This window comes from Streptococcus sanguinis (assembly GCF_050223295.1).
In the GTDB taxonomy this organism is placed as follows: domain Bacteria; phylum Bacillota; class Bacilli; order Lactobacillales; family Streptococcaceae; genus Streptococcus; species Streptococcus sanguinis_X.
In genome coordinates this window covers 282,608-307,125 of record NZ_CP071424.1, presented here as the reverse complement: position 1 = coordinate 307,125, position 24,518 = coordinate 282,608, and the positions used below count along the sequence as shown (strand labels likewise).

Sequence of the window (24,518 nt, the reverse complement as noted above, 5' to 3'; positions counted from 1 at the left end):
GAATCTCGCTTAGATAAGTGAATTGGATTTTCTTGTATGAAAGGCAGAAAAATCAAAAGACAAGAAAGCTCTCTTCTTGTAAAATACATTCATTTCCGCTATAATACTACAAATACTGAAAGGAGAGAACTATGAAGTATATTTGGGCTTTCTTAGCAGCCTTGAGCTTGGCTGGACTGGCTCTGTTCTTCTGGCACTCCCAGACCAAACCGAATCCTACCCCTCCTAAGCCAGAAACCACACAAACAGCTTCTAGTGAGAAAAGCGACAAGCAACCGACTCCAACAGAAGACATCGTGTCTGAAGAGTACAGCGTTTCATACAATGACAAGCAACTCTACGGAAAGATTACTGCTCCTTCTGACTACAAGAGTAAAAAATTGCCGACTATTGTTATCGCACATGGATTCAACAATACCCTTGAGCAATATGAAATGTATAGCCAGCTGTTGGCAAAGCAAGGTTATCTGGTTTACAGCTTTGATTTCTACGGCGGCAGCCGCCAATCGAAAAGCGGCGGACAGGATATGCTGAATATGTCGGTCAAAACCGAACTCACAGACTTGACTCAAGTCATGGAAAAACTGAGTTCCGAGACCTTTGTAGATAAAAGCAAAATGAGCTTGTTCGGTGCTAGCCAAGGCGGCGTTGTTGCTAGTCTTTATGCTGCTGCTTATCCGGACCGCGTACACAAACTCCTGCTTATCTTTCCAGCTTTCGTTCTTTTTGATGATGCCAAAGAGACCTATCGTAATCTAGAAAGTCCTGACTTCGATCAACTTCCAGACAGCCTGACACACCACAATACTACTCTGGGCAAGATTTATCTAATCGATGCCTTAGACATTGACATCCAAGCCGAACAGACCAAAATCACAGCTCCGACCCTCATTATCCACGGCACTGATGATGCAGTCGTTCCCTACCAGTATGCGGTTCAAGCCAGCCAGACCATTCCAAATGCAGAGCTGGTCACTGTGGAAGGTGGGGAGCATCGCATCGACGAAAGATTTGCTATCACTGCCGCTCCTGCAATCCAAAAATTCTTGAAAGAGTAAATCCGCTGATAGAAAAAGTTCTTCTAAAATCATAGAAGAGCTTTTTATTTGGAAAAATAAGAAGAATTAGAGTAGGAAACGATATTTGAATATTTTGAAATATACTAAGAGGAGCGATGAATAAAAATGCCTCCAAAACCAGAGAGCTAACTTGAGTTCAGGTTACAATCCTAGCGAAAAAGAAAAACTACTCTTTAGTAGAGCAGCTTCAACTTTATGAATTCAATTGAACACGGCCTAAGTGAGTTGATAAAACAAAAAAGCTCCCTGAAATCAGAGAACTAATTTGAGCTCGAACTAAAATTCTCGTGAAAAAGATGAAACTCCTTGTGTTCATCGAACACGATGTCGTTTCCCTATTTTCATACGGATTTTTGACGCCCTTAGCATCATGATTCTTGCTGGATAAAACGTTTATAAACTAGGCGACGAGGCGAAGATTGTACTAATGGTACATCGAGGCGAAGTCAACGAAGTATAGAAACGTTTTAGACGCAAGATTAGCGACGAAGTCCAAGAGAGTTGATCAACTCACGGTAACGGTTAACGTCGTTCTTACGAAGGTAAGCCAAGAGGTTACGACGGCGACCGATTTTCTTCATCAAACCACGGTAAGTAGCGTGGTCTTTTTTGTGTTGTTTGATGTGGTCGTTGAGGTGGTTGATTTCCCAAGTAAGGACAGCAACTTGTACCTCCACTGAACCAGTGTCACCTTCGTGACGTGCATATTGTGCAATGATTTCATTTTTTTTCTCTTTTGAGATTGCCATGATATACTCCTTTTCTTTACGCTTCATCCGAGTGACAGGTTTGGCATGGCCTGCAACCAAGAAGAAGTTATTTGTCTTTACGACATACTTATTCTACCAAGAAGGTCTACCTTTGTCAAATGATTCTGTTTCAACTCTTTTGTATGAGGAATTCAGGCTTTTTCATTTACAATTCTACCCCAAAGATTTCTAAAGAAAGCATTTCTTCCTCGGTCAGCCTCCGCCATTCTCCAAGTGCAAGTGCGGAATCTAACTGTAGGGATCCCATCGTGAGGCGCTGAAGATCCGTCACTTCTTTTCCGCAGGAAGCCACCATGCGCTTGACCTGGTGGAACTTGCCTTCAGCTAGAGTAATTTCTACGAGAGAAGTCTCTTTTGCCTCGTCCAGCTCTACAATCTTGAGCTGAGCTGGCTGGCAGGTGAAATCTTTCAACTCTATTCCTGCAGCAAAGCGCTCTACATCTGCTTGGTTCATCAGGCCTGCCACTTGAGCACGATAGATTTTTTCTACGTGCTTTTTGGGTGACAGCATGGCATGAGCCAACTTGCCATTATTGGTCAGAAGGAGCAGGCCGTGGGTATCAATATCCAAACGGCCGACAGGAAAGACTTCTTTCTGACGGGCAGTCTCGTCCAGCAAGTCCAGAACCGTCTTATGACGGTCATCCTCTGTCGCCGAAATGACTCCCTGCGGCTTGTTGAGAAGATAGTAGACGAATTTTTCATAGGTCAGCCTTTGGCCAGAAACGACAATCTCATCTGCTGTCTCATCAATCTGGGTCTTAGGTGATTTCTCTGCTCTGCCATTGACCAAAACCAGCCCTTTCTTTAGGAACTGCTTGACCTGAGCACGTGAGCCCAGACCATTTTCTGCTAAAAATTTATCCAGACGCATCGTATAACCTCCTAGCTTTTTGGGGCCAATCCGCTCTTTCCTTTGCTAAATCTTAGAACAAAGAGCGAGGTCAAAATCATAGCTAGTCCCAAAACGCTGAAGATAAAGGCTGGGACGTTGGAGAATCTCCCGATGAAACTGAGGACAAATGTAGTGGCCGTTGCTCCGATACTGCAACCTAAAATCACGATAGAAGTAGCTTGATTGAGTAGGTGGGCGGAAATGCGCTCGGACAGGGTGTAAAAAATGGTCGTCAGACCGACACTATAGACAAAACCGGCGCTAATAGTAGCCATGCTGAGTGACAAAAGATTAGGTGAGAAGCCAATGATAATCTGAGTCAGTCCAAAAACCAGACCAGAAAGCATCAGCAGTTTATCTCTAAAAAGACGGGTCAAACTAGCAAAGCTGATGCCCGCTGCAATCCCAATCAACTGCATCAAGGAAAGAATCACGCCTGCAGTCTGGGCGGTTCCCATACCAGACTTCTCCACAATCCCCGGCACCCGCACATTGATGGCAATATAGGTCAGCACAATAACCCCCGCCACAAAGGCAAAAGCTAGACTTAACTGCCAATCCTGCTGGCTTAGCTTAGGAGCCAATTCAGACTGTTCTTGCTGCTTTTCAGAGACCTTGTCATAAGGGACAAAAAGCAGATAAAGCGCCAAAACCACAAGACCGAAGCTATAGACGAGAAAGGCAGCCTGCCAACCGAGAGGAAGAAGCCAACTGACGCCAAAAGTTAAGAGGGCTGTCCCGACTACTTCTGCTGATCCCCTCAGTCCTAAAAGCCGAACACGTTCCTGTCCCTTGTAGCGCTCGCTAACAATTGAGATAGCCTTGGCATTAAGCAGACCGATTCCCATCCCAAAGACAAGCCGAGAGGCAAACATAAGCCAGTAAGACTGGTTAAGAAGAGGAAGAAGCCCGCAAAGTGAAAAAATCACAAGTCCGCTCACAATCATCTGGCGCTCGGTCAGGTACTTTTCAATGACACGATTTAACAGTAACATGAGCATAATCCCAGCCGAAGGCAAAGAAACCAATAGTTCTACCCAACTTTCTGGAATCCCCTTATAAAAAGCAAACATGGCCGACTGGGCACTGGAAATCGAAAAAGCCGTCGTCAGAATCAAAGAAAGCGAGAGGATACTCACCTTTTCCATCAATTTTTTCATTCTATTTTCCTTTAAAATTCACACTACCTCTATCATACAGTTTTTTGGGTCAAGACGCAATTTCTTTGTCAGGAATATTATGGGTCCCTGTGGCTCCATCAAAAAGCAGACACCCCCAGCCAGTCAAAACCGCTCCCGCCTTTATTTCTTACAGGTTTTATGTTATGATGAAGGATAGAAAAAGGAGAGAATCATGTCTGTGAGTGAAAAAATATCTGTTATTGAACGATTAACCAAACCAGCCCATTTAATTGATATGAAGGATATTATCCGCGAGGGCAATCCAACCCTGCGCGCTATCGCTGAGGAAGTCAGCTTCCCTCTATCAGACCAAGAAATCATTCTGGGCGAGAAGATGATGCAATTTCTCAAGCATTCCCAGGACCCAGTCACGGCAGAAAAAATGGGGCTGCGCGGCGGTGTTGGTCTAGCCGCTCCCCAGCTGGATATTTCCAAACGGCTCATCGCTGTTTTAGTTCCCAACCCTGACGACGAAGAGGGCAATCCGCCTAAGGAAGCTTATAGTCTGCAAACGCTGATGTACAATCCTAAGATTGTAGCCCACTCCGTTCAGGATGCAGCTTTAGCTGATGGTGAAGGCTGCCTGTCAGTCGATCGAGAAGTACCGGGCTACGTAGTTCGTCATGCACGAGTGACCGTGGATTACTTTGACAAGGATGGTCAAAAGCATCGTATCAAACTCAAGGGCTATAACGCCATTGTTGTTCAGCATGAAATCGACCATATCAACGGCATCATGTTCTATGACCGTATTAATGAAAAAGACCCATTTGCAGTCAAAGACGGCATGTTGGTGATTGAGTAAATAACTTGCATATCATTATCGAAAATACCTAGATAGAAACTATCTAGGTATTTTTTCTATTCTAACTATCCCGTCTCCAGAAAATAGCCAAGAGAATAACTGCCCCTAGCACTGATGGAACAATAGCTGTATCAGCCAGCATTGGTCCCCAGTGGCCAAAGAGAAATTGACCAATCAAGGAACCAAACCAGCCCAAAAGGATTTTTCCGATACAGCCCATGCGCTCCCCACGGCTGGTAATAGCCCCGGCGATAAGGCCGATAATAAAACCGACAAACATACTACCAATCATATATGCCCCTTCTTTCTATATTTCTAGCAAGGCTTCTCAAGAAGCAAGTGGAAGCTGTCATTATGGAATGCGTCATTTAAGGCAACTCGAAAGCTTAGATTGCCCAGTCTCCATTTCTAAAGATTGCTACGCGGCTGCCATCTTCGCGGATACCGTCAATATCCATCTGATCAGAGCCAATCATAAAGTCCACATGGACATCCGAGCGGTTGAGACCCGCTGCTTCCAGCTCTTCTTCGGATAAATTCTCTCCACCGACTACACTAGTCGCATAGGCTGCACCGATAGCCAAGTGGTTAGAAGCATTTTCATCAAAGAGAGTATTGAAGAAGGTGATACCTGACTGAGAAATCGGACTTGGATCTGGCACCAAGGCACACTCACCTAAAGCACGCGCACCCGCATTTTCAAAGACAAGATCCTTCATAACCTGTTCTCCCTTTTCAGCAGTAATGTCCACAATCTGGCCATCCTTGAAGGTCACCTTGATGCCTTCGATGATGTTGCCATTGTAGCTGAGAGGCTTGGTGCTAGTCACATAACCTTCAGCTCGGCGGAAGTCCGGTGCTGTAAAGACCTCTTCTGTCGGCATATTGGCAATAAAATACTCGCCCTGAGCGTTGAGACTGCCAGCTGACTCCCAGTGATGGTTCTTGGGCAAGCCCAATGTCAAGTCTGTTCCAGGAGCTGTGTAGTGCAGAGCAGTGAATTGCTCTTCATTCAAAACTTTAGCCTTTGAGCTGAGTTTTTCTTCATGAGCTTTCCAAGCGGCTACTGGGTCATCCTCATAGACACGGCAGGTTTTGAAAATCTGATCCCAAAGCAAATCTACTGCTTCCTCATCGCTGGCTGCATTTGGAAAGACCTTTTTAGCCCACTCTGCTCCAGCTGCAGCAGCGACTGTCCAGCTGACTTTATTGGATTGGGTTGCAATCCGCATCGGCTTCATAGCTATCCCCATAGCCTTAGCAGAAGCTGATAATTTCTCGGCATCCACGCCATTTAAAGCTCCTGGGTCAGATGAACGAACGCCCAAGCGGCTGGCTTTCTTTTCGAGGAGATAGTTCATCTCAGCCACCTTATAGTCTGGAACATTGTCCAAGCGCTCCATCGGTGCATGGAGGAATTTCTCCCGCGTAGTCAAATCATCCGCCCACTGGACGATGACCTCGTGAGCACCCAGAGCATAGGCTTCCTTGACAATCAAGTGAGCCAGCTCACGCTGCTCCACATCAATATTGAGCGCCACCGTGTGACCCGGCTGCACATTAATACCATTGGCAACCAATAGTTTAGCGTATTTTTCTAAGTTTTCTTTAAAATTTGGCAGAACCATGCTGCTTCTCCTTTTCTTTTGTTAATTCTCTTTAAACAGGGACAGCAGGCTAACCGCTGCCACCTTACCGCAAATCAAAGCGGTCATTTTCAAAATCGTATCTGGGTCAAGATCCAGCTGGTAATCAAACACCTTTTGCGCAGGCTTATCTTCGGCATTTATTCTAAGTTTCATGAGAGAGTCCTTTCCTTTGTTAACCATCTATTGGTTTATGATGCCAGATGACTTTCATATTCCAACCATCCTGAATTAATTTACAGCCTGGCAGCAACTTCCCATAAATCTCTTCATATCCTTTTTTAGAAAGGTAGCGATCTGTTGCTAAATGATTGAGCCAAGATTTGGAGGTGCTATGTTTGAAGATTCTTCTGGCATTTTTCAAGCCGAATCTTTTCCAGTGTCGAGGAAAATCTAAATAAGCGCCTACAACATAGGTCCAAGTTGAAGGAGTGGGCTTTTCTGATACATTGTCCATAACAAACAGGATGCCACCTGGCTTTAGTAATTTCTTACATTTTTCCAAAGCTTCAGGGATGTCCAAATGATGAAATGTAGTTCGACTGAAAATAAAATCAAATTGTTTCTCAAAAACAGCGGTTAAAAAATCATCCTGCAGTAATTCTACATTCTGTAAATCTTCTTTTTCTACTTTATCTTTTGCTATCTGCAGAAAATCCACAGAAAGATCTATTCCTGTCACATGTTGAAAATATGAAGACAGAAAAATGCAGGTATTCCCTCCGCCACAACCAATATCCAAAGCGGAAACTCTACGGTCAGGCAAATTATCCAGTAGATAATCGGGCTTGCCTTCCAAAAGAGTAGTTACCCAATCATATTCTAAAGCAACCGCATTAAATTGTTCCGTAATATTTTCCATAAACATCCTTCTTAAAAAAACTCATCAAACAGACTCAACTGGTTATCCTCAGGCATATTGCCTAGAATACCCATATCGTCCATTTTTTCGACTAGGGTGCTAGAGAGACCGCCGCGCTTGCGGAGCTCCGTCTTAGAAAGGAATTCGCCTTCTTCGCGCGCTCTGACTACTTGGCGGGCAACGTTGTCACCCAGACCGTCCATGGCAGAGAATGGTGGGATAAGGGTATCCCCTTCGATGAGAAACTCCGTTGCATGGCTCTTGTAGAGGTCCAGCTTTCCGAATTTGAAGCCCCGCTCCAGCATTTCATTGACGATTTCCAGAGTCGTATAAAGGTCAATTTCTACATTGGAAGCTTCGTTGTTCTTGCGCTTTTCAGCGATTTCGCTCATCCGGCGTTTGACGGCATCAAGTCCGCCACTCATGGTCTTAATATCAAATGCCTTGGCCCGAATAGAGAAGTAGGCACAGTAGTAATAAATCGGATGATGTACCTTGAAGTAGGCTACCCGCAGAGCCATCATAACGTAGGCTGCCGCATGGGCCTTGGGGAACATGTACTTGATTTTTCCACAGGACTCGATGTACCATTCTGGCACATTGTTTTCCTTCATGGCTGCGATGTAGCCATTGCGCTCTTCTTCAGAAATCTTCAGCCAAAGGCCCTTCCGCACGCGCTCCATGATCGTAAAGGCCATCTTAGGATCCAAGCCCTTGTGCATGAGGTAAACCATGATGTCGTCCCGACAGCCGATTACGGTGGACAGGTCAGCAATCCCTTGCTTGATCAAATCCTGAGCATTGCCTAGCCAAACGTCCGTACCGTGAGAGAGACCAGATAGCTGTAAGAGCTCCGCAAAGGTGGTCGGATGGGTCTCATCAACCATACCCCGTACAAAATTAGTCCCAAACTCCGGAATCCCCAGCATACCAGTCGGCGTGCCGATTTGCTCCTGAGTCACCCCCAGAATGTCTGTCCCAGAAAAGAGGGCCATGACACCGGCATCATCCATAGGAATGTCATTCGGATCAATGCCAGACAAGTCCTGAAGCTTCCGGATCATGGTCGGATCATCGTGTCCCAGAACATCAAGTTTGAGGACATTTTCATCGATATCGTGGAAGTTAAAGTGGGTGGTCTGCCACTCGGCCGTCACATCATCAGCTGGATACTGGACTGGTGTAAAGTCATAAACATCCATGTAGTTAGGGATAACAACGATTCCGCCCGGGTGTTGTCCAGTCGTCCGCTTGACTCCGGCAGCTCCCTGCGCCAGACGCTCAACTTCGGCGTCCCGATAAAATTTCCCATAGTCGCGCTCGTAGCCCTTGACAAATCCATAGGCTGTCTTAGCCGCAACGGTACCAACAGTTCCAGCCCGAAAGGCGTATTCTGAACCAAAGATATCCCGCACGTCCAAATGGGCGCTCGGCTGATCCTCTCCAGAGAAGTTCAAGTCAATATCGGGTACCTTGTCCCCGTCAAATCCAAGGAAAGTCTCAAATGGAATATCCTGACCGTTCTTGCTCAGCTTGTGACCACACTCTGGACAGTCCTTATCCGGCATATCAAAACCAGAACCATAGGAGCCGTCCGTGATGAACTCGCTGTATTGGCATTTGCCACAGACATAGTGGGGTGACAAGGGATTAACCTCGGTAATCCCAATCATGGTCGCGACAAAGCTGGATCCGACTGACCCCCGCGAGCCTACCAGATAGCCCCGCTCATTGGAGCGTTGCACCAGCATCTGTGAAGCCAGGTAAATCACGGCGAAGCCATTCCCCAAGATGGAGGTCAGCTCTTTTTCAATCCGCAAGTCCACGATATCTGGCAGCGGATTGCCATAAATCTCAAAGGCTTTTTGATAAGTCAGCTCGGCAACCGTCTCCTCAGCCTTATCAATGAAAGGCGTATAGAGGTCGCCCTTGACCACCTCTACCGGCTCAAAGGTTTCCGCCAGCTGATTCGGATTGGTGATGACCAGCTTCTTAGCCAAATCCTCGCCTAGAAAGGCAAATTCGTCCAACATCTCATTGGTGGTCCGGAAGTGAGCCTTAGGAAGCGGAGCCGGCTGGGCATTTTCACCGTGACCAATGGTCCGGTTAATCATGGCTCCCTGACCTAGACTCCGAACGATAATCTCGCGATAGATTTCTTCTTCCGGCTCGATATAGTGGACGTTCCCCGTCGCAAGGACAGGCTTGCCCAAGCGTTCTCCGACCTCAATCAGATTGCGAATAATGGTCTGCAGTTCTTTCTGGTCCTTGATTTGCTCCTTGGCAATCAGCGGCTCATAGATAGCCGGCGGCATGACCTCGATAAAGTCATAATACTTGGCTACTTCGACAGCCGCATCCACTCCCTGAGAGACAACGGCGTCATAGACTTCGCCTTCCGCGCAGGCCGAGCCCAGAATCAGACCTTCACGATGGGTATCCAGTACGGTCCGTGGAATTCGCGGGACACCTTCAAAATACTTGGTATTGGACAGACTGACTAACTTGAAAATATTCTTGAGTCCCGTCTGATTTTTCACATAAATGGTCGCATGCTTGACCCGAGCCTTCTTGTAGGAATTTTCATCGACCAGATCCGTATTCAAATCCTTAAGATTGGTCACACCATGTTTTTCAGCCACATCCTTGATAAAGATAAAGAGGAGGCGGCCCGTCGCTTCCGCGTCATAATTGGCCATGTGATGATGCTCCAGAGCAATCTGGAAACGCTTGGTCAAAGGCCCCAGACCATGCCGCTTGTACTCCGGATAAAGGTTGCGGGCAAATTCCAGCGTGTCAATGACAGGCTGAGTGATTTTCGGCAGGCCATGCCGCTCATAGTTGACATTCATAAAGCCCACGTCAAAGGTAGCATTATGGGCAACGAGGACACTGTCCTGGCAAAATTCCTGAAATTCTTTCAGCACCTGCTCCAGCGGCTTGGCATTGCGGACATGCTCATCCGTAATCCCAGTCAGATCCGTCGTAAAGGCCGACAGAGGATGGCCCGGATTGATAAACTCATCAAACTCAGCGATGATATTGCCCTTGTGCATCTTGCTAGCAGCGACTTGAATCAAGTCATTGTAGACCGCTGAAAGCCCCGTCGTTTCCACGTCAAAGACAACATAGGTCGCATCGCTCAGCTCCATGTCCACTTCATTGTAGACGATAGGCACTCGGTCTTCTACAATATTGGCCTCCATACCGTAAATCAGCTGGATACCAGCTTTCTTGGCAGCTTTGTAGCCATGGGGAAAGCTCTGCACATTGCCATGGTCGGTAATGGCGACAGCCTTGTGGCCCCATTTGGCGGCCGTTGCAACGATTTCCTCGACCTCAGGCAGGGCGTCCATAGTAGACATATTGGTATGGGCGTGAAATTCGACCCGCTTCTGACCCTCGGGCATCAAATCCTTGCGCTCATAGTGGGTAACGGCCTGCACATCCTGCACATTCATGGTCAGGTCGCGGGTGAAATTGTTCATCTCCACATTTCCCCGCACGCGCAGCCAGGCGCCCTTCTTAATCATGTCAAACTTCTTGGCTTCTTCTTCATTTTTCATCCATTTCTGCAAGGAGAAGCTGGAAGTATAGTCTGTCATCTTGAAATTGAGCAAGACCCGGCCGGTCCGAGTGACCTTCTGCTCTAGGTCAAAGACCATTCCCTCAAAGACCAGACGATTCTCCTCAGTCTGAACTTCAATCATAGGGGTAATCTCTGCCTTGTCTAGCTTTGGTTTAGCCGCAGCCTTGCGAGCTTGGAAGTCATAGGCCGGCTTTTCCTCCGGAGGTGGTGCCATCTGCTGCAGGGATTCCATAGCTTTTAGCGCTTCTTCATTGGCCGCCTGAACAATCTTGTCATTTTCTGCCTGGAAATTCTCCGCTTGTTGCTGGGTCAGCTCATCGCTGTGCTGAACCTGACAGGTCAGCTGAGGAAAGCCGTACTTGACCAGCTGCTGGCTGAGATTGAGCAGATGATTCTTGCGAAAATGCTCCGTATCAATGGTTGAAGCTCCTTCAATCAGCAGCTTGTCCCCATCCAAATGAACCCGCAAATCCTGATACAGGCTCTTGAAGCCATGACTGGCACATGGACCTTCCTCAAAGGCCAGCTGGTAATAAGCCTGCAAGAGCTCATCCGATACCTGAGGCGCCTGACAATGAATTTCAAAAACAGCTTGATTACCTGTCTTAGAAAACTCTTGAGCTAAGCGCTTCTGCAATTCCCGAAAAATCTCAATGGGCAGAATATTCGCAAAAGAAAAATGAAATTCCCAGACCCGACTGACCTTGTGGACCAGAACCTTCTCAATTTCTGCATTCAAAAAGGCCTCTGAACTTCTCATTTCCAGTGGCATATCCAGCTGATTCATTAAAATTTCAAACTTGTTTGACATGACATTTCCTCGTACAGTAGTGACCCTATTTTACCATAAATCAGCACTTTTTTCGACAGAAAAAGAGTAGGGCAAAGCGCGACTCCTACACAATTGTCAATGCATTCTTCTTGACACTAAGTTATGATATAATAGAACAGAACATTTATCAAAAGGAGTCTTAACTGTGAAGAAAATTTTACTAGCCAGCGCCTGTCTGCTGACCCTGACTGCCTGCAGCATGCCTAATCAAAATAAGCAAGAAAACAAACCCAACCAAAGTCAGAGCCAAAGTAAAACCAAAGAAGAAAAGGTGAAGACGAAAACTTTTTCACGTTCAGTAAGCGATGATTCCGTCATAAAAGTCAAAGTCTACTATCAAAAAGATAAGATTACTGCTTTTTCTTTCATTACAGAAAAAGAGATTCCTGATGAGGAAAAAGGTAAAAGTCGCAAAGAGCTGGCTGATATTTATCAAAAAGACATGGAAAGCAGTCCCAATTTTGAAGCGGTTCACAAGACCAAGGGGATTGAGTCAGAGGTTAGAATTTCTGCAGATAAAAAAATAGTTCATCAATCTGTCACCTTAGATTTGAATACGATTGATATAGACGAAGCCGCTGCTGCTTTTGGAGTGACGAACCAAGAGGACACTGTATTTGAAAGACTAAAAGATAAACCTGAAGACTTTTTTGAAGCTATCAAAGAGCAAGGACTTAAAGAAGAATAAAAAAGCTTTCTGAGTGATTTAACTTTACAGTTAATGCTCAGAAGGCTTTTTCTGTCTATCTTAACACTGCTTCCGCTAAGGCTTTTTGGATAGCGATGACGCTGCGATCGCTGGTAAATTGCAGGACTTCTGCTGGCTCTTGAGCGCTGGAAACCCAGATTTTCAGCTCGGCATCTAGGTCGAAATGGCCGGCTGTTTCTACTGAGAAACGACTGATAGAGCGATAAGGAAAGGACTTATAAGAAGTCTTTTTGCCAGTCATTCCCTGCTTGTCGACCAAGATTAAACGCTTATCTGTAAAGACAATCAAGTCGCGAATAAGGCTAAAAGCCAGTTCCACATTCTCTGTTGTTGTCAGAATATCCTCTAATTGTCTTTCTGTTTTTTCAATATCTTTCTGAGAGGCATTGCCTAATAAACCGCTGAATAATCCCATCATCGGTCCTCCAATCTATTTTTTCCTACTATAGCATTTTCACCTCCAATAAGCAAAAGAAAACTGCCAGATAAAACTGGCAGTTTGTTTTATTTTGTCAAAATTGACAGGGTTTCTAGTAAATTATCGGCGTGGACTTCAATGGTATCGCCAGTAGCCTTAATCTTGACTTCGACAATGCCTTCTGCAGCTTTCTTACCAACTGTCACACGGATTGGGAGACCAATCAAATCGCTGTCGCTGAACTTAACACCAGCGCGCTCATTGCGATCATCCACCAAGACCTCATAACCAGCACTTAGCAAGTTAGCCTCAATTTGGTCTGTTAGAGTCAAGGCTTCCTCGTCCTTGACATTGACCGGAATTAAGTGCACATCAAATGGTGCCAGCTCTTTCGGGAAGTTGATGCCCCAAGCATAGCGGAATTCGCCCTTAGGAGTTTTATTGACAAAGAGACGGGCGTGCTGCTCCATAACAGCGGACAGGAGACGGCTGACACCGATACCGTAGCAACCCATAATCAGCGGTACTGCTCGGCCATTTTCGTCCAAGACATTAGCGTTCATGCTGTCAGAGTAGCGAGTTCCCAGCTTGAAGATGTGTCCAATCTCAATCCCTCGAGCAAACTTGAGGATGCCTTGACCGTCTGGCGAAATCTCACCTTCACGAACTTCACGGATATCCACATACTCAGCGGTAAAGTCACGGCCTGGATTGACACCGGTCAAGTGGTAACCATCTTCGTTAGCGCCAACCACAGCGTTAGCCAGGTCTTGCACCTTACGATCAGCGATGATTCTCACGCCTTCTGGCAGATTGACTGGCCCTAGTGAGCCAAAACCTGCTCCCAAGAGCTGACGGACTTCATCTTCACTCGCCACTTCAAAGAAATCCGCTGCCAAATGATTTTTCAGCTTGACTTCATTAAGCTGGTCATTGCCGACCAAAAGTGCTACGACAGGAGACTCGTCAGCCATGTAAACCAAGGTTTTGATTGTCTGGCTTTCATCCAGCCCAAGGAAGGCAGCAACTTCGTCAATGGTCTTGCAGTCAGGCGTTGAAACGCGGGCAACTTCTTCCTCGGTCACGACACGTCCTGCTGGCTTGTATTCATCCGTCGCCATTTCAAGGTTGGCAGCATAGCTGGACTCACTGGAGTAGGCAATGGTATCCTCACCAGATACCATCCAGCTGGTCAATTCTGTCCGAATTGCTTCCTGAACATCCTCAGGAATTTCATCAAAGCTGGCCACAGACTTGTCCAAGACAACCCAGCGGTTCACATCCGTCCGGTCCGGCGTAATGGCCATGAATTCTTGGCTGTCCTTACCTCCCATGGCACCACCATCACCAATAATAGCTTTGAAATCCAGCTCGCTGCGGGTAAAGATTTTCTCATAGGCAGACTTGTATTCATCATAAGCCGCATCCAAGCTGTCATAGTTAGCATGGAAACTGTAGGCATCTTTCATGATAAACTCACGCGTCCGCAAGAGCCCGTTACGAGGACGCTTTTCATCACGGTATTTAGGCTGAATCTGATAGAGATTGAGTGGCAGCTGTTTATAGGATTTAACCGAATCACGGACGATAGCCGTAAAGGTTTCCTCATGGGTTGGTCCTAGGATAAAGTCTGATTTCTCACGATTTTTAAGCTTGTAGAGGTCTTCGCCATAGGTCTCATAACGGCCAGACTCGCGCCAGAGGTCCGCACTGAGCAGGGCTGGAGCCAGCATCTCCACTGCACCAATCTTGTCAAACTCTTCCCGCATGATTTTTTTTGCTTTTTCAATCACACGATTAGCCAGCGGCAGATAAGAATAGACCCCGGCTGAAACCTGACGGACATAGCCAGCCCGCAGCATCAGAGCGTGGCTGATAACTTGAGCATCGCTAGGCATCTCACGCAGGGTTGGAATTAACATTTTACTTTGTTTCATAAAAACAAAACTCCTTGACTTTCATTGAATAATTTCTTTTTCATGGCTCTATGAGCTTCGAGCTCTTAGAAGAATAATTTCATAATATCGTTCCAAGTAACGGCAATCATCAAGATGACCATAATAGCCACTCCAGACAGAGTGATGTAGGTCTCCGTTTCTCTTTTCAGCGGTTTTCTGCGAATAGCCTCCAGAATATTGAGGACGATTTTTCCGCCATCCAAGGCTGGAATAGGAATCAGGTTGAAAATACCGATATTGAGCGACAGCATGGCCAAAAGGCTGAGTACTGCTGGCAAGCCTTGCTCGGCAGCCTGACTGCTGAAATTGTAAATAGCGACCGGACCGCCCAGCTTATTGATATTGAAGTTGAAGATGATATCTTTCAGAGCTGACAAAATGCGAACCGTGGTAGACCAAGCTGCAGTAAAGCCGCCAATGACCTTGTCCCAGAAGCCTGTCTTGACCGTTGGAGATACCCCTAGCAGATAACGATTGCCGTCTTTTTTAGGCTGTACGGTAATTTCTTTCGTATCGCTGCCGTGCTTGTAGGTAACTGACAAGGTCGGCGCTTCCTTGCTCTTGGCTGTGATTTTCGCCAGAGCGCTGGTTAGATCCGCCCAGTTGCTAATCTTATAGTCATTAATCTTAAGGATTTGGTCGTTATTTTGAACCCCAGCAGCTGCTATAGCACTGCCATCCATAACTTGGAAATGATTGCTGTTTTCATCGCGAACGCCGCCTTGAACAAAGGCCAGCAGCATAAATACCAGCACGCTCAGGATGAAGTTATTCATAGGCCCAGCAAAGTTGGTAATGAGACGACCCCAGATACTAGCATTCTGATACTGAACATCCAGCGGTGCAATCCGCACCTCAGTGCCATCTTCTTCAACAATCGTTGCATCATGATCTACTGCATAAGTCTTGAGCTCGTCAAGGACCAGACCAGTGATTTCCAACTTTTCCTCAAAGTCAAAGCCAGTCACATTCATGGGCAGAGCTGTCTGGTCAACCTTTTTGCCAGAGAGATTGATACGAACCACCTTGCCCTCTGCATCCAAGGTCAGACTAGCCGGTGTCCCCACCTTAATGTCAGTGGAGTCTTCCCCCCAGCCGGCCATACGCACATAGCCCCCCAAGGGTAAAATCCGAATCGTGTAGGCCGTCCCGTCCTTACCAATATGGGAGAAAATCTTGGGTCCCATACCGATAGCGAACTCTCTGACCAAAATGCCGGACTTCTTTGCAAAGTAGAAGTGTCCGAACTCATGGACCACCACAATGATCCCAAAAATAATAATAAAGGTTATAAACTGCATGGACTTCTATATTTTACCTTTCCTAGAAATCTTGTTTTTTCTTTAAATCAAAGAAGGAGCAGAAAACGGCCAAATACCGAGCTTCCCGCTCCTGCATAGCTGACACTCTTGAAAATAGGTTAGAAGCTCAATTCAAAATTTTTGAGCTCCAAATCCCAGTTTCTTCTCAGATTGTGCGGTCGTTAGACAAGCTTGCCATCCCTTGCTTTCAGCTATGCTCGACTGTCTTAGAACAAGCCGAAGAAATGCATCAGCGGAAAGACGAAGAGAAGGCTGTCAAAGCGATCCAAGACACCGCCGTGGCCAGGAATGAATTTACCAGAATCCTTGACCCCGAAATGACGCTTGACTGAGCTTTCGACCAAATCTCCCAACTGACCTGCAATACTAAAGAGCACTGCCAGAATCAAAAAGACAAAGGCATTGTAAGGTGAGTACACTTGCGGTCGAACCAACATGAAGATTCCAGTCACTAGAACGGCTGATAGAATGCCGCCCAGGCTTCCTTCAATAGTCTTATTAGGAGAAACTCTCGGCGCCAGCTTTCTTTTACCGAAACGCACCCCGACCAGATAAGCTCCGCTGTCAGTAGCCCAGACGATAAAGAGAGCTAGCAGGACCTTGTCAATATTCATCAAGCGGGCATCAATCAAAGCATTAAAACCAAGACCGACATAAAAACTAGTCGCAATCGGATAGGCAGCATCTTCAAAGGTGTAGTTGGAACCTAGAACAGTCGAAATCAAGAGAAGGAAGACGACCAAGCCATAGGCCACGACATTGCCATCGACCGGCAGAAACTTCAGATAGTTCTCCAGGGGCAGGGTTAGAACAAAGGCTGCCAGCATGGCTAAGACACCTTCGATAGTCGCTGTCGGCAGACCTTTCATTTGGAGAAATTCATGCACCGCCAGCATGGCCAGCAGGCCCACAAAAATCTGAAAGATGACGCCTCCTGTCAATACCAGAGGAATAAAAATAGCAAGAGCGATTCCCCCAAAGATTAGACGTTTTTGTAAATTTTTACTCATACTCTTTTACTTTCTCCCTTAAACACCGCCAAAGCGTCGATTCCGACGGCTGTATTCTGCAATTGCAGTCTTCAAAGCCTTCTCATCAAAGTCAGGCCAGAGAATATCCGTAAAATACAGCTCACTGTAGGCTGACTGCCAAGGCAGAAAATTGCTGAGGCGCAACTCTCCACTGGTCCGAATCACCAGATCCGGATCGCGCAGCATCTTAGGCAAGTTGCTGGTATAGAGGTAGTTGCCAATGACTTCCTCAGTAATGTCACCGGGACTGAGTTTGGCATCCAAAACATCCTGAGCAATCAGTTTAACCGCCTGATTGATCTCATATCGGCCACCGTAGTTTAGGGCAAAATTGAGAATCAAACCTGTATTGAGCTTGGTCAGGCTTTCAGCCTTTTCCAGAGCTTCAAATGTCGCCTTAGGAAGCTTAGCCGTGTCACCAATCATCTGGATCTTAACATTGTTCTTGTGCAGCTCCGGCACATAGCGGTCGTAAAATTCAACCGGCAGATTCATGATAAAGGAAACTTCCTTTTCCGGCCGAGACCAATTTTCCGTTGAAAAGACATAGACAGTCAAGACCTGAACACCCATTTCCTTGGCGGCAATCGTCACCCTTTGCAAGGTTTCCATGCCAGCCTTATGACCGAACACGCGCGGCTGCATCCTTTTTTTGGCCCAGCGGCCGTTGCCGTCCATAATAACAGCAATGTGTTTGGGAACATTCAGCGGTGCGTTCAGCTTTTCTTTTTTCTTAAAACTAAACATACTTTTTATCCTATTTAAAGTTTTGTCAGTTCATTATATCATAAATCCTTGGAATGTGGGCAATTCATCCGCTTTTTCAAGCCTGAGGGCATAAAATAAGGACAGAATGTCAACTAAAAAATCCAAACTCACCCAGCCTGTCCAAACTGCGAGGCGAATAAGCTTGAAACCAGACACCTTCTAAACGTATGAGTCAAAACAAAAAACAGCCCGCAAGCTGTTTATTTCTTTACTCTTCAATCGCTGATTCTTCCTCAGGAACGTCAACGCTTCCTTCACCACCAGCAACAGCAGGAATCCCCTCCGTTAATGGCAGTACGGTCTTAATTGCTGTCAGTTCAAAGGTCAGGTAAACACCGTCCACATCCAGAACAACTGTTTTCTTGTCTGTGTCCACTTCATCTACCGTTCCATACAAACCGCCGATGGTAATGACTTCATAACCCTTTTGCAGCTTGTTAAGGCTTTCCATACGCTGCTGAGCCTGTTTCTTTTGGGCACGCATCTGGAAATAAGTCATCCCTACCAGTACAACCGCAAATACAATAAGCATAATTGGATTCATATCTTTTCTCCTTCGAATGTCATATATGAACTACTATAGCAGATTTCCCTTATTTTTACAAGACGATTCTGACTTTTCAGGCAAAGTCCATCTCAAGTCGGACAAAGCATGACTGGCCTAACCACATTTTTTAAAAAGCAAAAATCAGGATGACTAACACCCTGATTTTATGTCTTCTTATTTAAGATTTTTAACAACTTCTGCTACGTGTTCAACTGTAAAGCCGTATTCTTCCAGCACCTTACCTGCTGGAGCAGATGCACCAAACTGGTCGATTCCGATAACTGCACCGTCCAGACCGACATACTTGTACCAAGGCTGGCTAGCTGCCATCTCGATTGCTACGCGGCGACGAACTGCATTTGGAAGAATTTCTTCTTTGTAGGCTGCATCTTGAGCATCAAAAAGCTCTGTTGATGGCACGCTGACCACACGAATTTTAGCGCCTTCTGCTGCAAGTGCTTTAGCAGCTGCAACAGCCAAATTAACCTCAGAACCAGAAGCCAGCAAGATGGTATCGAAATCTGCTCCTGTTTCGTAAACCACATAAGCTCCTTTAGCTACCTTGTCAAAGTTTGTGCCTTCTTCTACTGTCAGATTTTGACGGGTCAAGACCAGTGCAGTCGGAGTAGATTGGCTCTTAAGGGCCAGGTACCAAGCTGCCTGAGTTTCACGCGCATCTGCTGGGCGGAAAACAGTCAGGTTTGGAATAGCACGCAGACCAGCCAAGTGCTCAATCGGCTCATGAGTTGGGCCGTCTTCACCAACTGCAATAGAATCGTGTGTGAAGACATAAGTCACTGGCAAGCCTTGAAGGGCAGACAAGCGGACAGCTGCCTTGACATAGTCTGAGAATACGAAGAATGTACCACCGTAAACGCGAAGACCACCATGAAGCGCCATACCGTTGAGAATTGTTCCCATAGCAAACTCGCGCACACCAAATTGGATATTGCGGTTGAGACGGTGGGCATCATCTTGCAGGCCATCTTCCTTGATGTAGGTCATATTGGAATGAGCCAAGTCAGCAGAACCGCCAAGGAAAGTTGGAAGGACCTTAGCTGCTGCATTGAGGGCATCCTGACTAGAATTACGGGTTGCTTGAGATAAGCCATTTTCAAGTACTGGGAAGTCTTCTGGTTTGATTTCTACTGGATCCTGACCAGCGATGATAGCTGCTACTTCTGCTGCCAATTCTGGATGGACTTGCTTGTAGTCCTCTACTAGCTGTTTCCAAGCATCGTATGTTGCTGCACCACGCTCCGCCACATTTGTACGGTAGTCAGCATAGACTTCCTCAGGAATCTCAAATGGCGCATAGTCCCAGCCCAAGGCTTTACGAGTAGCTGCCGCTTCTTCTGCTCCCAGAGGAGCACCGTGAACTGCATTAGTGCCTTGCTTGTTTGGAGAACCGTAACCGATAACAGTCTTAACTTCAATCAAAGATGGTTTGCCAGAAGCTTTAGCTTCATTGATAGCTGCATCAATCGTTGCAAGGTCTGTTCCGTCTTCTACCAAGGCAGTATGCCAACCATACGCTTCATAGCGGGCACGAACATCTTCTGTAAAGGAATCCTTAGTCTCTCCATCTAGGTTGATATCATTTGAATCATAGAGAACAACCAGCTTGTCTAGCTTTTGTAGGCCAGCATAAGAAGCAGCTTCAGCTGAAACCCCCTCCATCAAATCACCATCACCACAGATGACATAAGTGTAATGGTCGAAAATTGGGTAGCCTTCACGATTATACTTAGCAGCTAAGAAACGCTCTGCCTGAGCAAAACCAGTAGCTGTAGAAATACCCTGTCCTAGTGGGCCAGTAGTAGCATCGACACCAGCTGTGTGGCCAAACTCTGGGTGACCTGGTGTCTTAGAGCCCCATTGGCGGAAGTTTTTGATTTCGTCCATGCTGACATCTTTAAAGCCAGACAGATGAAGCAAGGCATAAAGCAGCATAGAACCATGTCCTGCAGACAGGACGAAGCGATCGCGGTTAATCCAGTTTGGCTCTTCTGGATTGATACGCAATTGTTTAGTAAACAAGTCATAAGCCATCGGCGCAGCGCCCATGACTACGCCAGGGTGACCTGACTTAGACTTTTCAATCGCGTCAATCCCTAAAAAGCGAATGGCATTAACTGATAATTGTGACATTGGATTCTCCTTATTTTTACTAAAATCTGTCCTGACATCAGAACAGGATAAACAATGGTCGTAGAAACGATAAAAATTGTCTCATATCTATTATAAGAAAATTATCCCTATATCGCAAGATAGGGATAATCTCATCTTTTTTATAGATTTATTATAAATCTTGAAAACGGTAACAAAAAGACCAAGAATTACACAGGTAACTGTTCACTCTTGGACTGTCAAAAAAATCTGCCCCTAAGGACAGAAAAAAGTAAGAAAGTGAGCATCGCTGCTCCTAAGTCCGACTGCGCCCACGGCTTGTCTCATTAAGAGGCATAGAAAAACCCAGCTATCCAAATGGTTAGCTGGGTTAGGGTTGAGCTACATCATAGTTTTAGACTATCCTGCGGCCTTTTGATGAATGGTGATGCCGTATTTTTCATGGTTTTCTTCATACCAATTAATTAAGGCCATCGCAGTTTGATAAGTAATGTTCTTAATTTTGCTGGTCCCTTTAGTTAAGGTCAGGATACTCATCTTGCTGATGTTTGCATCCGTCGCAATTCGATAACTAGTTAAGGTTCCATTAACTAACAACTGAACAACAGCCTCGACTTTCCTATAGTCAGGCATAGTTGTAATATCCAACTTTTTCATAATTAAATCCTCTCCTAAAATTTAATTTACTAATCCATTATACACTTTTTTCTGACATTTACATATATAAAAACTTGAAAATGTACAAAAAAATTAGAACACAATCTATTGAAGTGTCAACTTTTCATGTTTTATCCCCATTATCTAAAAAAAGTTAAAATGCTCAATTGTCATTCGCTGTCTTCCTCCAAATTATCTAAACATTTTTTAGAAGCCTAAATCATGCTAGTTCAGATTATGTGAGTGTCATCCAATAGTTTTTTTTAATTTTCTGAAAGCTGATGAAATACAGTATTGCTTTCCCGCATTTTACACTAGTCTGCTTTAGAGTTTTCAAGAAAAAACTTAAAAAATTTAGAGGAAAATAGCAATGTTAACCTTTCTAAAAAGTAAGCAGCCTCATGAAGCCAGTATGTTAGTCTATCAGAGAGAACGGCAGTATCTAGAAGAAAACAAAGAGCAGATGACAAGTGATAGTTCTTATGCCCTTGCAAGTATTTCCAAATTATGAAATGGAGCACCAAGCCAATAGAAAGGTTTTGATAGAAGACTTGTATAAGGCTTATCAGCTCTTTCGCTGCTGCAGGAGCCTGTTCAAATGACAAAATCCGCCTCGCTAGAACGAGACGGATGTAGCTGTGCATTAAGGAGACTGAGATTTAGACTTCTGCTCCAGTCTCTTGGCTGAGGGGCTGTCTTTTCTGACCAGATAAAGGCTCTCCTTGGAATTGGTCGGATCCTCCTTGAGCTTGAGCATGAGCAAATCCCCATTGTGGACATAGCTGTAAAATTTAGACCCTAGCCGGATACTGCCGGCCTTGCGGTCAATGCTGCCCTTCTCTTCCAGACCCTCTTTATAGAAGGTGACTTGCTGGTCTCTGAGATTCAGAATCGTTTCCTTGTCCAAGCCACTGAAGCCGTCTGCCCCATCCTCAATCTGGCGGTAATACACTCCGTCCAGACTGGCCTCATTCAGGCTGGCAAAGAGGAAGAGAGCTCCAAAAGCTAAAGCAAGGAGGACCAGGCCTGAGAAAATAATTGTCTTACGCTTCATCTGCCGCTCCTGCTCTTTCCGGGACGGTCAGCCTGGGATAGGGGATATCAGCTATCAGCTCGTCATAACGCTGGAGCAAATCCTGAAAAGTCACATCTACATAACCAACAAAGACCAGCCGCCCAATATCTTCTTTATTAAAAAAGATTAATTCTTTTCCCGTCAGACCGGAGGGCAGGGTTACTGCCCCAAAGTCAAAGTAGCCGGTCTGTCCGTCAAGGGTCGTCACAGGAAATTGGCTGACAATCATCAGGGGTTGAGAACTGCCCTTAACCATGACTACACTTCCGATAGGTAATTGTTGTTTCATCAAAGTCTCCTTTCTCCTTAAGCCAGAGCAAGCGCTGGGAGGGCGACTACAGGAGCTACTGTCACTGCAACTACTACAGCTGCAACTTCCAGACCATTCACGGTTTGCGCCCCCGTTTCAACCGAATTCACCGTTTTATTTCCATTCGAGTCTTTACTGATGTTCGAGTCGACGCCATAGACTCCAACCATACCATTCCAGATATCAGTAGATACTTTAAGACCGGCCGCAGTATCGTGCTGCTCTGTTCCAGCATGTAGAGAGAGATTAATCTCCGGCATAGGGAGCCAACCTGTGTCTGTATTTAAGCCAACACTGCCATTGACACCAATATGATAGCCACCGACACTGATTTGAGGGCTGGCATTCAGCTTCCAGTCACTGGCATCTATATCAACAGAAGCCACACCCAAATCTACAGCCACTCCATTAAAAATACCATTATTTGTCTTGTACTTGAAAATACCAGGATCGTCTTCTTCCACAGTTGTCGAGTATTTGGCATAGGTACTATATAACCAGCCTGTACTCCAGTCAGTCTTTTTGGAGTGTTCCAGGGTATTGGTATGACCAAAAAGAAAGTCCCAAAAGCCCGATGAACCACCGCTACTACCAGCAGACTGTTTGGCAGCAGGCATAGCTACTGTTTGGGCACCAGTTTGATTGCCTGCTTGCTTCATAAAGCCCAGCATAGCCCCAGCCCACAGCCCATTGAAAGCAGCCTGCGAGAGACTACCAGAAGCCTGATCTGCCTTGGCCTGGTCCAGTCGTGCCTTGAGAATGGGATCAGCCTGCTGGACCGCTTCTTCCAGATGGCTGCGGAGGGCCTGCGGAATGTTCCGGCTGGGATAGCGCTCTAGATAGGCCTGGACAGCCTGGATATCCTCCGGAGTCAGCTCTTCACCGCTGTCTAGCTTATCCATGACCTTTTGAAAGGCAGCTTCAACTGCTTTTTTGCTCTCCCAAGCTGTTTCAACAGTCTGGGTCCAGGTCATCCTGTCCGGACTAGGCAGGACAAAGCTGCCGTTAAAATTCGTAAACCCTTCTGTCATCAAGCTCAGAGCTTGGTCCAAAGCAACAGCCAGCCCCGGCAGATTATCGAAAATAGTAGCAGACGACGAATAAAAGGCCAGCAGTTTATTCAGCTTGTCCTGCAATTCATGACGTTTGTCCTGAGCTGCTGTAATGGCATTCTGGATGCTACTTTTGGTAGAATCAGCCACATCCTTCTGTTTATTGGCCTCGGTCAGAGCCTGATTTTGGCTGTCAATGGTCTGATCATAGGAAGCAATCTGACTCTCCAGGACATCTTGGTCCAAACTCTCTTCTGCCACCTCACTGACATAACGGCTGGGCAGGTCGCTGCCAGCTTTGACCAGCTCTTCTTCAAATAGAATCGCTGCCTTAAAGAGGGGAAGAAACATCCCCTGACAGTAGGTTTTAGCACTGTCATATGCTGTTCCGGTCAGCCCGCTTTCCCCTGCAAAACTTTCCATGGCCTGCATGGCAGATTCATAAGCCGCGATCCTCACCTGGCCTGCTGAGGCCATTGACCCTGCCTGCTGGTTGGAAGCGGGGAGTTCCATCTTAGCGCCCATATCCAGCCTCCTTTTCTTCTGCTTCCAGAGCTTGTCTATACTGACTCTGGATAGTCTCAATCTGACGGTCTAGCTTTTTTCTTTCCTTATCCAGCCGATCCTGCCCCTCTTGGATATCCAAATCCAAGAGTCGATGACTGTGCTCAACCAGACCCATAATATCATAAAAATCCTGACTGTCTTTGGCCGTTAAGGGCAGATAATCCAGCTCTCTTAAAGCCAAAAGTCCCCGATCATAGAGATAATCAATATCCTCTTCAAAGCGGTCCAGACGGCGCTTTTGCTCCTCAGCCTTATCCAGCTTTTCAAATGCCTGCAGGCGTTCAGCAGCTAGAGTTTGGGAATTCTTCATACTAC

Annotated in this window: 24 protein-coding genes; 4 read left to right on the top strand and 20 right to left on the bottom strand. The window is 46.1% G+C overall.

Annotation, left to right across the window (positions count from 1 at the left end):
* Positions 1–131: 131 nt before the first annotated feature.
* Complete coding sequence (locus J1C77_RS01650) at positions 132–1,058, top strand: alpha/beta hydrolase family protein (protein WP_002922430.1); 927 nt, start codon at positions 132–134, stop codon at positions 1,056–1,058.
* A 500-nt stretch (positions 1,059–1,558) separates the two neighbouring features.
* On the opposite strand, the gene rpsO is transcribed toward J1C77_RS01650, so the two are convergent.
* The 3 genes from rpsO to J1C77_RS01635 all read right to left on the bottom strand — a co-directional run bounded on the left by rpsO (position 1,559) and on the right by J1C77_RS01635 (position 3,904).
* Entirely contained in the window at positions 1,559–1,828 is a 270-nt protein-coding gene (gene rpsO, locus J1C77_RS01645) for a 30S ribosomal protein S15 (protein WP_004193424.1), read from the bottom strand.
* 166 nt (positions 1,829–1,994) lie between these two features.
* Positions 1,995–2,723 (bottom strand): pseudouridine synthase, encoded by a 729-nt coding sequence (locus J1C77_RS01640; RefSeq protein ID WP_002922432.1) that lies wholly within the window; start codon positions 2,721–2,723, stop codon positions 1,995–1,997.
* An 11-nt stretch (positions 2,724–2,734) separates the two neighbouring features.
* Positions 2,735–3,904, bottom strand: a complete 1,170-nt coding sequence (locus J1C77_RS01635; RefSeq protein WP_002911656.1) for an MFS transporter — start codon at positions 3,902–3,904, stop codon at positions 2,735–2,737.
* Between the two features lie 211 nt (positions 3,905–4,115).
* Between J1C77_RS01635 and def the strand changes: the two genes are divergently transcribed.
* The gene (gene def / locus J1C77_RS01630) at positions 4,116–4,730 is read left to right on the top strand and encodes a peptide deformylase (protein ID WP_032905622.1); all 615 of its coding nucleotides are present in this window, start codon (positions 4,116–4,118) and stop codon (positions 4,728–4,730) included.
* 61 nt (positions 4,731–4,791) lie between these two features.
* Here def and J1C77_RS01625 read toward each other — a convergent pair whose 3' ends face one another.
* The 5 genes from J1C77_RS01625 to J1C77_RS01605 all read right to left on the bottom strand — a co-directional run bounded on the left by J1C77_RS01625 (position 4,792) and on the right by J1C77_RS01605 (position 11,638).
* The gene (locus tag J1C77_RS01625) at positions 4,792–5,022 is read right to left on the bottom strand and encodes a GlsB/YeaQ/YmgE family stress response membrane protein (RefSeq protein WP_002893807.1); all 231 of its coding nucleotides are present in this window, start codon (positions 5,020–5,022) and stop codon (positions 4,792–4,794) included.
* 94 nt (positions 5,023–5,116) lie between these two features.
* Entirely contained in the window at positions 5,117–6,358 is a 1,242-nt protein-coding gene (locus tag J1C77_RS01620; RefSeq protein WP_002922433.1) for an aminopeptidase, read from the bottom strand.
* A gap of 21 nt (positions 6,359–6,379) precedes the next feature.
* Entirely contained in the window at positions 6,380–6,532 is a 153-nt protein-coding gene (locus tag J1C77_RS01615) for a hypothetical protein (protein WP_042763034.1), read from the bottom strand.
* A gap of 19 nt (positions 6,533–6,551) precedes the next feature.
* Positions 6,552–7,238: a class I SAM-dependent methyltransferase gene (locus tag J1C77_RS01610; RefSeq protein WP_032906159.1), complete on the bottom strand. Its 687-nt coding sequence runs from the start codon at positions 7,236–7,238 to the stop codon at positions 6,552–6,554.
* A gap of 11 nt (positions 7,239–7,249) precedes the next feature.
* Complete coding sequence (locus J1C77_RS01605; RefSeq protein ID WP_049547652.1) at positions 7,250–11,638, bottom strand: PolC-type DNA polymerase III; 4,389 nt, start codon at positions 11,636–11,638, stop codon at positions 7,250–7,252.
* A gap of 166 nt (positions 11,639–11,804) precedes the next feature.
* Between J1C77_RS01605 and J1C77_RS01600 the strand changes: the two genes are divergently transcribed.
* Positions 11,805–12,347, top strand: a complete 543-nt coding sequence (locus J1C77_RS01600; protein ID WP_002922441.1) for a hypothetical protein — start codon at positions 11,805–11,807, stop codon at positions 12,345–12,347.
* Positions 12,348–12,402: 55 nt separating this feature from the next.
* Here J1C77_RS01600 and J1C77_RS01595 read toward each other — a convergent pair whose 3' ends face one another.
* The 8 genes from J1C77_RS01595 to J1C77_RS01560 all read right to left on the bottom strand — a co-directional run bounded on the left by J1C77_RS01595 (position 12,403) and on the right by J1C77_RS01560 (position 21,199).
* Entirely contained in the window at positions 12,403–12,783 is a 381-nt protein-coding gene (locus J1C77_RS01595; RefSeq protein WP_032905620.1) for a PH domain-containing protein, read from the bottom strand.
* Between the two features lie 89 nt (positions 12,784–12,872).
* On the bottom strand, positions 12,873–14,723 hold the full coding sequence (locus tag J1C77_RS01590; RefSeq protein WP_002922443.1) for a proline--tRNA ligase: 1,851 nt from the start codon (positions 14,721–14,723) through the stop codon (positions 12,873–12,875).
* A 65-nt stretch (positions 14,724–14,788) separates the two neighbouring features.
* Positions 14,789–16,045 (bottom strand): RIP metalloprotease RseP, encoded by a 1,257-nt coding sequence (gene rseP, locus J1C77_RS01585; RefSeq protein ID WP_002922444.1) that lies wholly within the window; start codon positions 16,043–16,045, stop codon positions 14,789–14,791.
* A gap of 227 nt (positions 16,046–16,272) precedes the next feature.
* Positions 16,273–17,076, bottom strand: coding sequence for a phosphatidate cytidylyltransferase (locus J1C77_RS01580; protein ID WP_002922445.1), 804 nt, complete (start codon positions 17,074–17,076; stop codon positions 16,273–16,275).
* An 18-nt stretch (positions 17,077–17,094) separates the two neighbouring features.
* Positions 17,095–17,844 (bottom strand): isoprenyl transferase, encoded by a 750-nt coding sequence (locus tag J1C77_RS01575; protein ID WP_002922446.1) that lies wholly within the window; start codon positions 17,842–17,844, stop codon positions 17,095–17,097.
* A gap of 229 nt (positions 17,845–18,073) precedes the next feature.
* On the bottom strand, positions 18,074–18,409 hold the full coding sequence (gene yajC, locus J1C77_RS01570) for a preprotein translocase subunit YajC (protein ID WP_002893835.1): 336 nt from the start codon (positions 18,407–18,409) through the stop codon (positions 18,074–18,076).
* Positions 18,410–18,586: 177 nt separating this feature from the next.
* Positions 18,587–20,563 (bottom strand): transketolase, encoded by a 1,977-nt coding sequence (gene tkt / locus J1C77_RS01565; protein WP_002922447.1) that lies wholly within the window; start codon positions 20,561–20,563, stop codon positions 18,587–18,589.
* 378 nt (positions 20,564–20,941) lie between these two features.
* Positions 20,942–21,199: a hypothetical protein gene (locus J1C77_RS01560; RefSeq protein ID WP_002893837.1), complete on the bottom strand. Its 258-nt coding sequence runs from the start codon at positions 21,197–21,199 to the stop codon at positions 20,942–20,944.
* A 370-nt stretch (positions 21,200–21,569) separates the two neighbouring features.
* Between J1C77_RS01560 and J1C77_RS01555 the strand changes: the two genes are divergently transcribed.
* Positions 21,570–21,710, top strand: coding sequence for a hypothetical protein (locus tag J1C77_RS01555; protein ID WP_173361598.1), 141 nt, complete (start codon positions 21,570–21,572; stop codon positions 21,708–21,710).
* Positions 21,711–21,842: 132 nt separating this feature from the next.
* On the opposite strand, the gene J1C77_RS01550 is transcribed toward J1C77_RS01555, so the two are convergent.
* From J1C77_RS01550 to J1C77_RS01535, 4 genes are read right to left on the bottom strand one after another with little or no spacing between them, the layout of a single operon-like run.
* Positions 21,843–22,253 carry a hypothetical protein gene (locus J1C77_RS01550; protein ID WP_002922449.1) on the bottom strand — a complete coding sequence of 137 codons (411 nt, stop codon included), beginning with the start codon at positions 22,251–22,253 and terminating at the stop codon, positions 21,843–21,845.
* Positions 22,243–22,563, bottom strand: a complete 321-nt coding sequence (locus J1C77_RS01545; RefSeq protein ID WP_002922454.1) for a DUF4176 domain-containing protein — start codon at positions 22,561–22,563, stop codon at positions 22,243–22,245. Before J1C77_RS01545 ends, J1C77_RS01550 begins: the two co-directional genes overlap by 11 nt.
* 17 nt (positions 22,564–22,580) lie before the next feature.
* Positions 22,581–24,161 (bottom strand): hypothetical protein, encoded by a 1,581-nt coding sequence (locus J1C77_RS01540; protein WP_002922456.1) that lies wholly within the window; start codon positions 24,159–24,161, stop codon positions 22,581–22,583.
* Positions 24,151–24,513, bottom strand: a complete 363-nt coding sequence (locus J1C77_RS01535; RefSeq protein ID WP_002922457.1) for a hypothetical protein — start codon at positions 24,511–24,513, stop codon at positions 24,151–24,153. Before J1C77_RS01535 ends, J1C77_RS01540 begins: the two co-directional genes overlap by 11 nt.
* Positions 24,514–24,518 lie beyond the last annotated feature (5 nt).

Coding starts and splice junctions, on each gene's coding strand:
- J1C77_RS01580 (WP_002922445.1), bottom strand. CDS start 17,076: ATGAGTAAAAATTTACAAAAACGTCTAATCTTTGGGGGAATCGCTCTT.
- J1C77_RS01605 (WP_049547652.1), bottom strand. CDS start 11,638: ATGTCAAACAAGTTTGAAATTTTAATGAATCAGCTGGATATGCCACTG.
- J1C77_RS01540 (WP_002922456.1), bottom strand. CDS start 24,161: ATGGGCGCTAAGATGGAACTCCCCGCTTCCAACCAGCAGGCAGGGTCA.
- J1C77_RS01590 (WP_002922443.1), bottom strand. CDS start 14,723: ATGAAACAAAGTAAAATGTTAATTCCAACCCTGCGTGAGATGCCTAGC.
- J1C77_RS01575 (WP_002922446.1), bottom strand. CDS start 17,844: ATGTTTAGTTTTAAGAAAAAAGAAAAGCTGAACGCACCGCTGAATGTT.
- J1C77_RS01595 (WP_032905620.1), bottom strand. CDS start 12,783: ATGGGATTATTCAGCGGTTTATTAGGCAATGCCTCTCAGAAAGATATT.
- tkt (WP_002922447.1), bottom strand. CDS start 20,563: ATGTCACAATTATCAGTTAATGCCATTCGCTTTTTAGGGATTGACGCG.
- J1C77_RS01650 (WP_002922430.1), top strand. CDS start 132: ATGAAGTATATTTGGGCTTTCTTAGCAGCCTTGAGCTTGGCTGGACTG.
- J1C77_RS01550 (WP_002922449.1), bottom strand. CDS start 22,253: ATGAAGCGTAAGACAATTATTTTCTCAGGCCTGGTCCTCCTTGCTTTA.
- J1C77_RS01625 (WP_002893807.1), bottom strand. CDS start 5,022: ATGATTGGTAGTATGTTTGTCGGTTTTATTATCGGCCTTATCGCCGGG.
- rpsO (WP_004193424.1), bottom strand. CDS start 1,828: ATGGCAATCTCAAAAGAGAAAAAAAATGAAATCATTGCACAATATGCA.
- J1C77_RS01635 (WP_002911656.1), bottom strand. CDS start 3,904: ATGAAAAAATTGATGGAAAAGGTGAGTATCCTCTCGCTTTCTTTGATT.
- J1C77_RS01640 (WP_002922432.1), bottom strand. CDS start 2,723: ATGCGTCTGGATAAATTTTTAGCAGAAAATGGTCTGGGCTCACGTGCT.
- J1C77_RS01535 (WP_002922457.1), bottom strand. CDS start 24,513: ATGAAGAATTCCCAAACTCTAGCTGCTGAACGCCTGCAGGCATTTGAA.
- J1C77_RS01545 (WP_002922454.1), bottom strand. CDS start 22,563: ATGAAACAACAATTACCTATCGGAAGTGTAGTCATGGTTAAGGGCAGT.
- rseP (WP_002922444.1), bottom strand. CDS start 16,045: ATGCAGTTTATAACCTTTATTATTATTTTTGGGATCATTGTGGTGGTC.
- J1C77_RS01615 (WP_042763034.1), bottom strand. CDS start 6,532: ATGAAACTTAGAATAAATGCCGAAGATAAGCCTGCGCAAAAGGTGTTT.
- J1C77_RS01560 (WP_002893837.1), bottom strand. CDS start 21,199: ATGAAAAAGTTGGATATTACAACTATGCCTGACTATAGGAAAGTCGAG.
- J1C77_RS01620 (WP_002922433.1), bottom strand. CDS start 6,358: ATGGTTCTGCCAAATTTTAAAGAAAACTTAGAAAAATACGCTAAACTA.
- yajC (WP_002893835.1), bottom strand. CDS start 18,409: ATGAATCCAATTATGCTTATTGTATTTGCGGTTGTACTGGTAGGGATG.
- J1C77_RS01610 (WP_032906159.1), bottom strand. CDS start 7,238: ATGGAAAATATTACGGAACAATTTAATGCGGTTGCTTTAGAATATGAT.
- J1C77_RS01555 (WP_173361598.1), top strand. CDS start 21,570: ATGTTAACCTTTCTAAAAAGTAAGCAGCCTCATGAAGCCAGTATGTTA.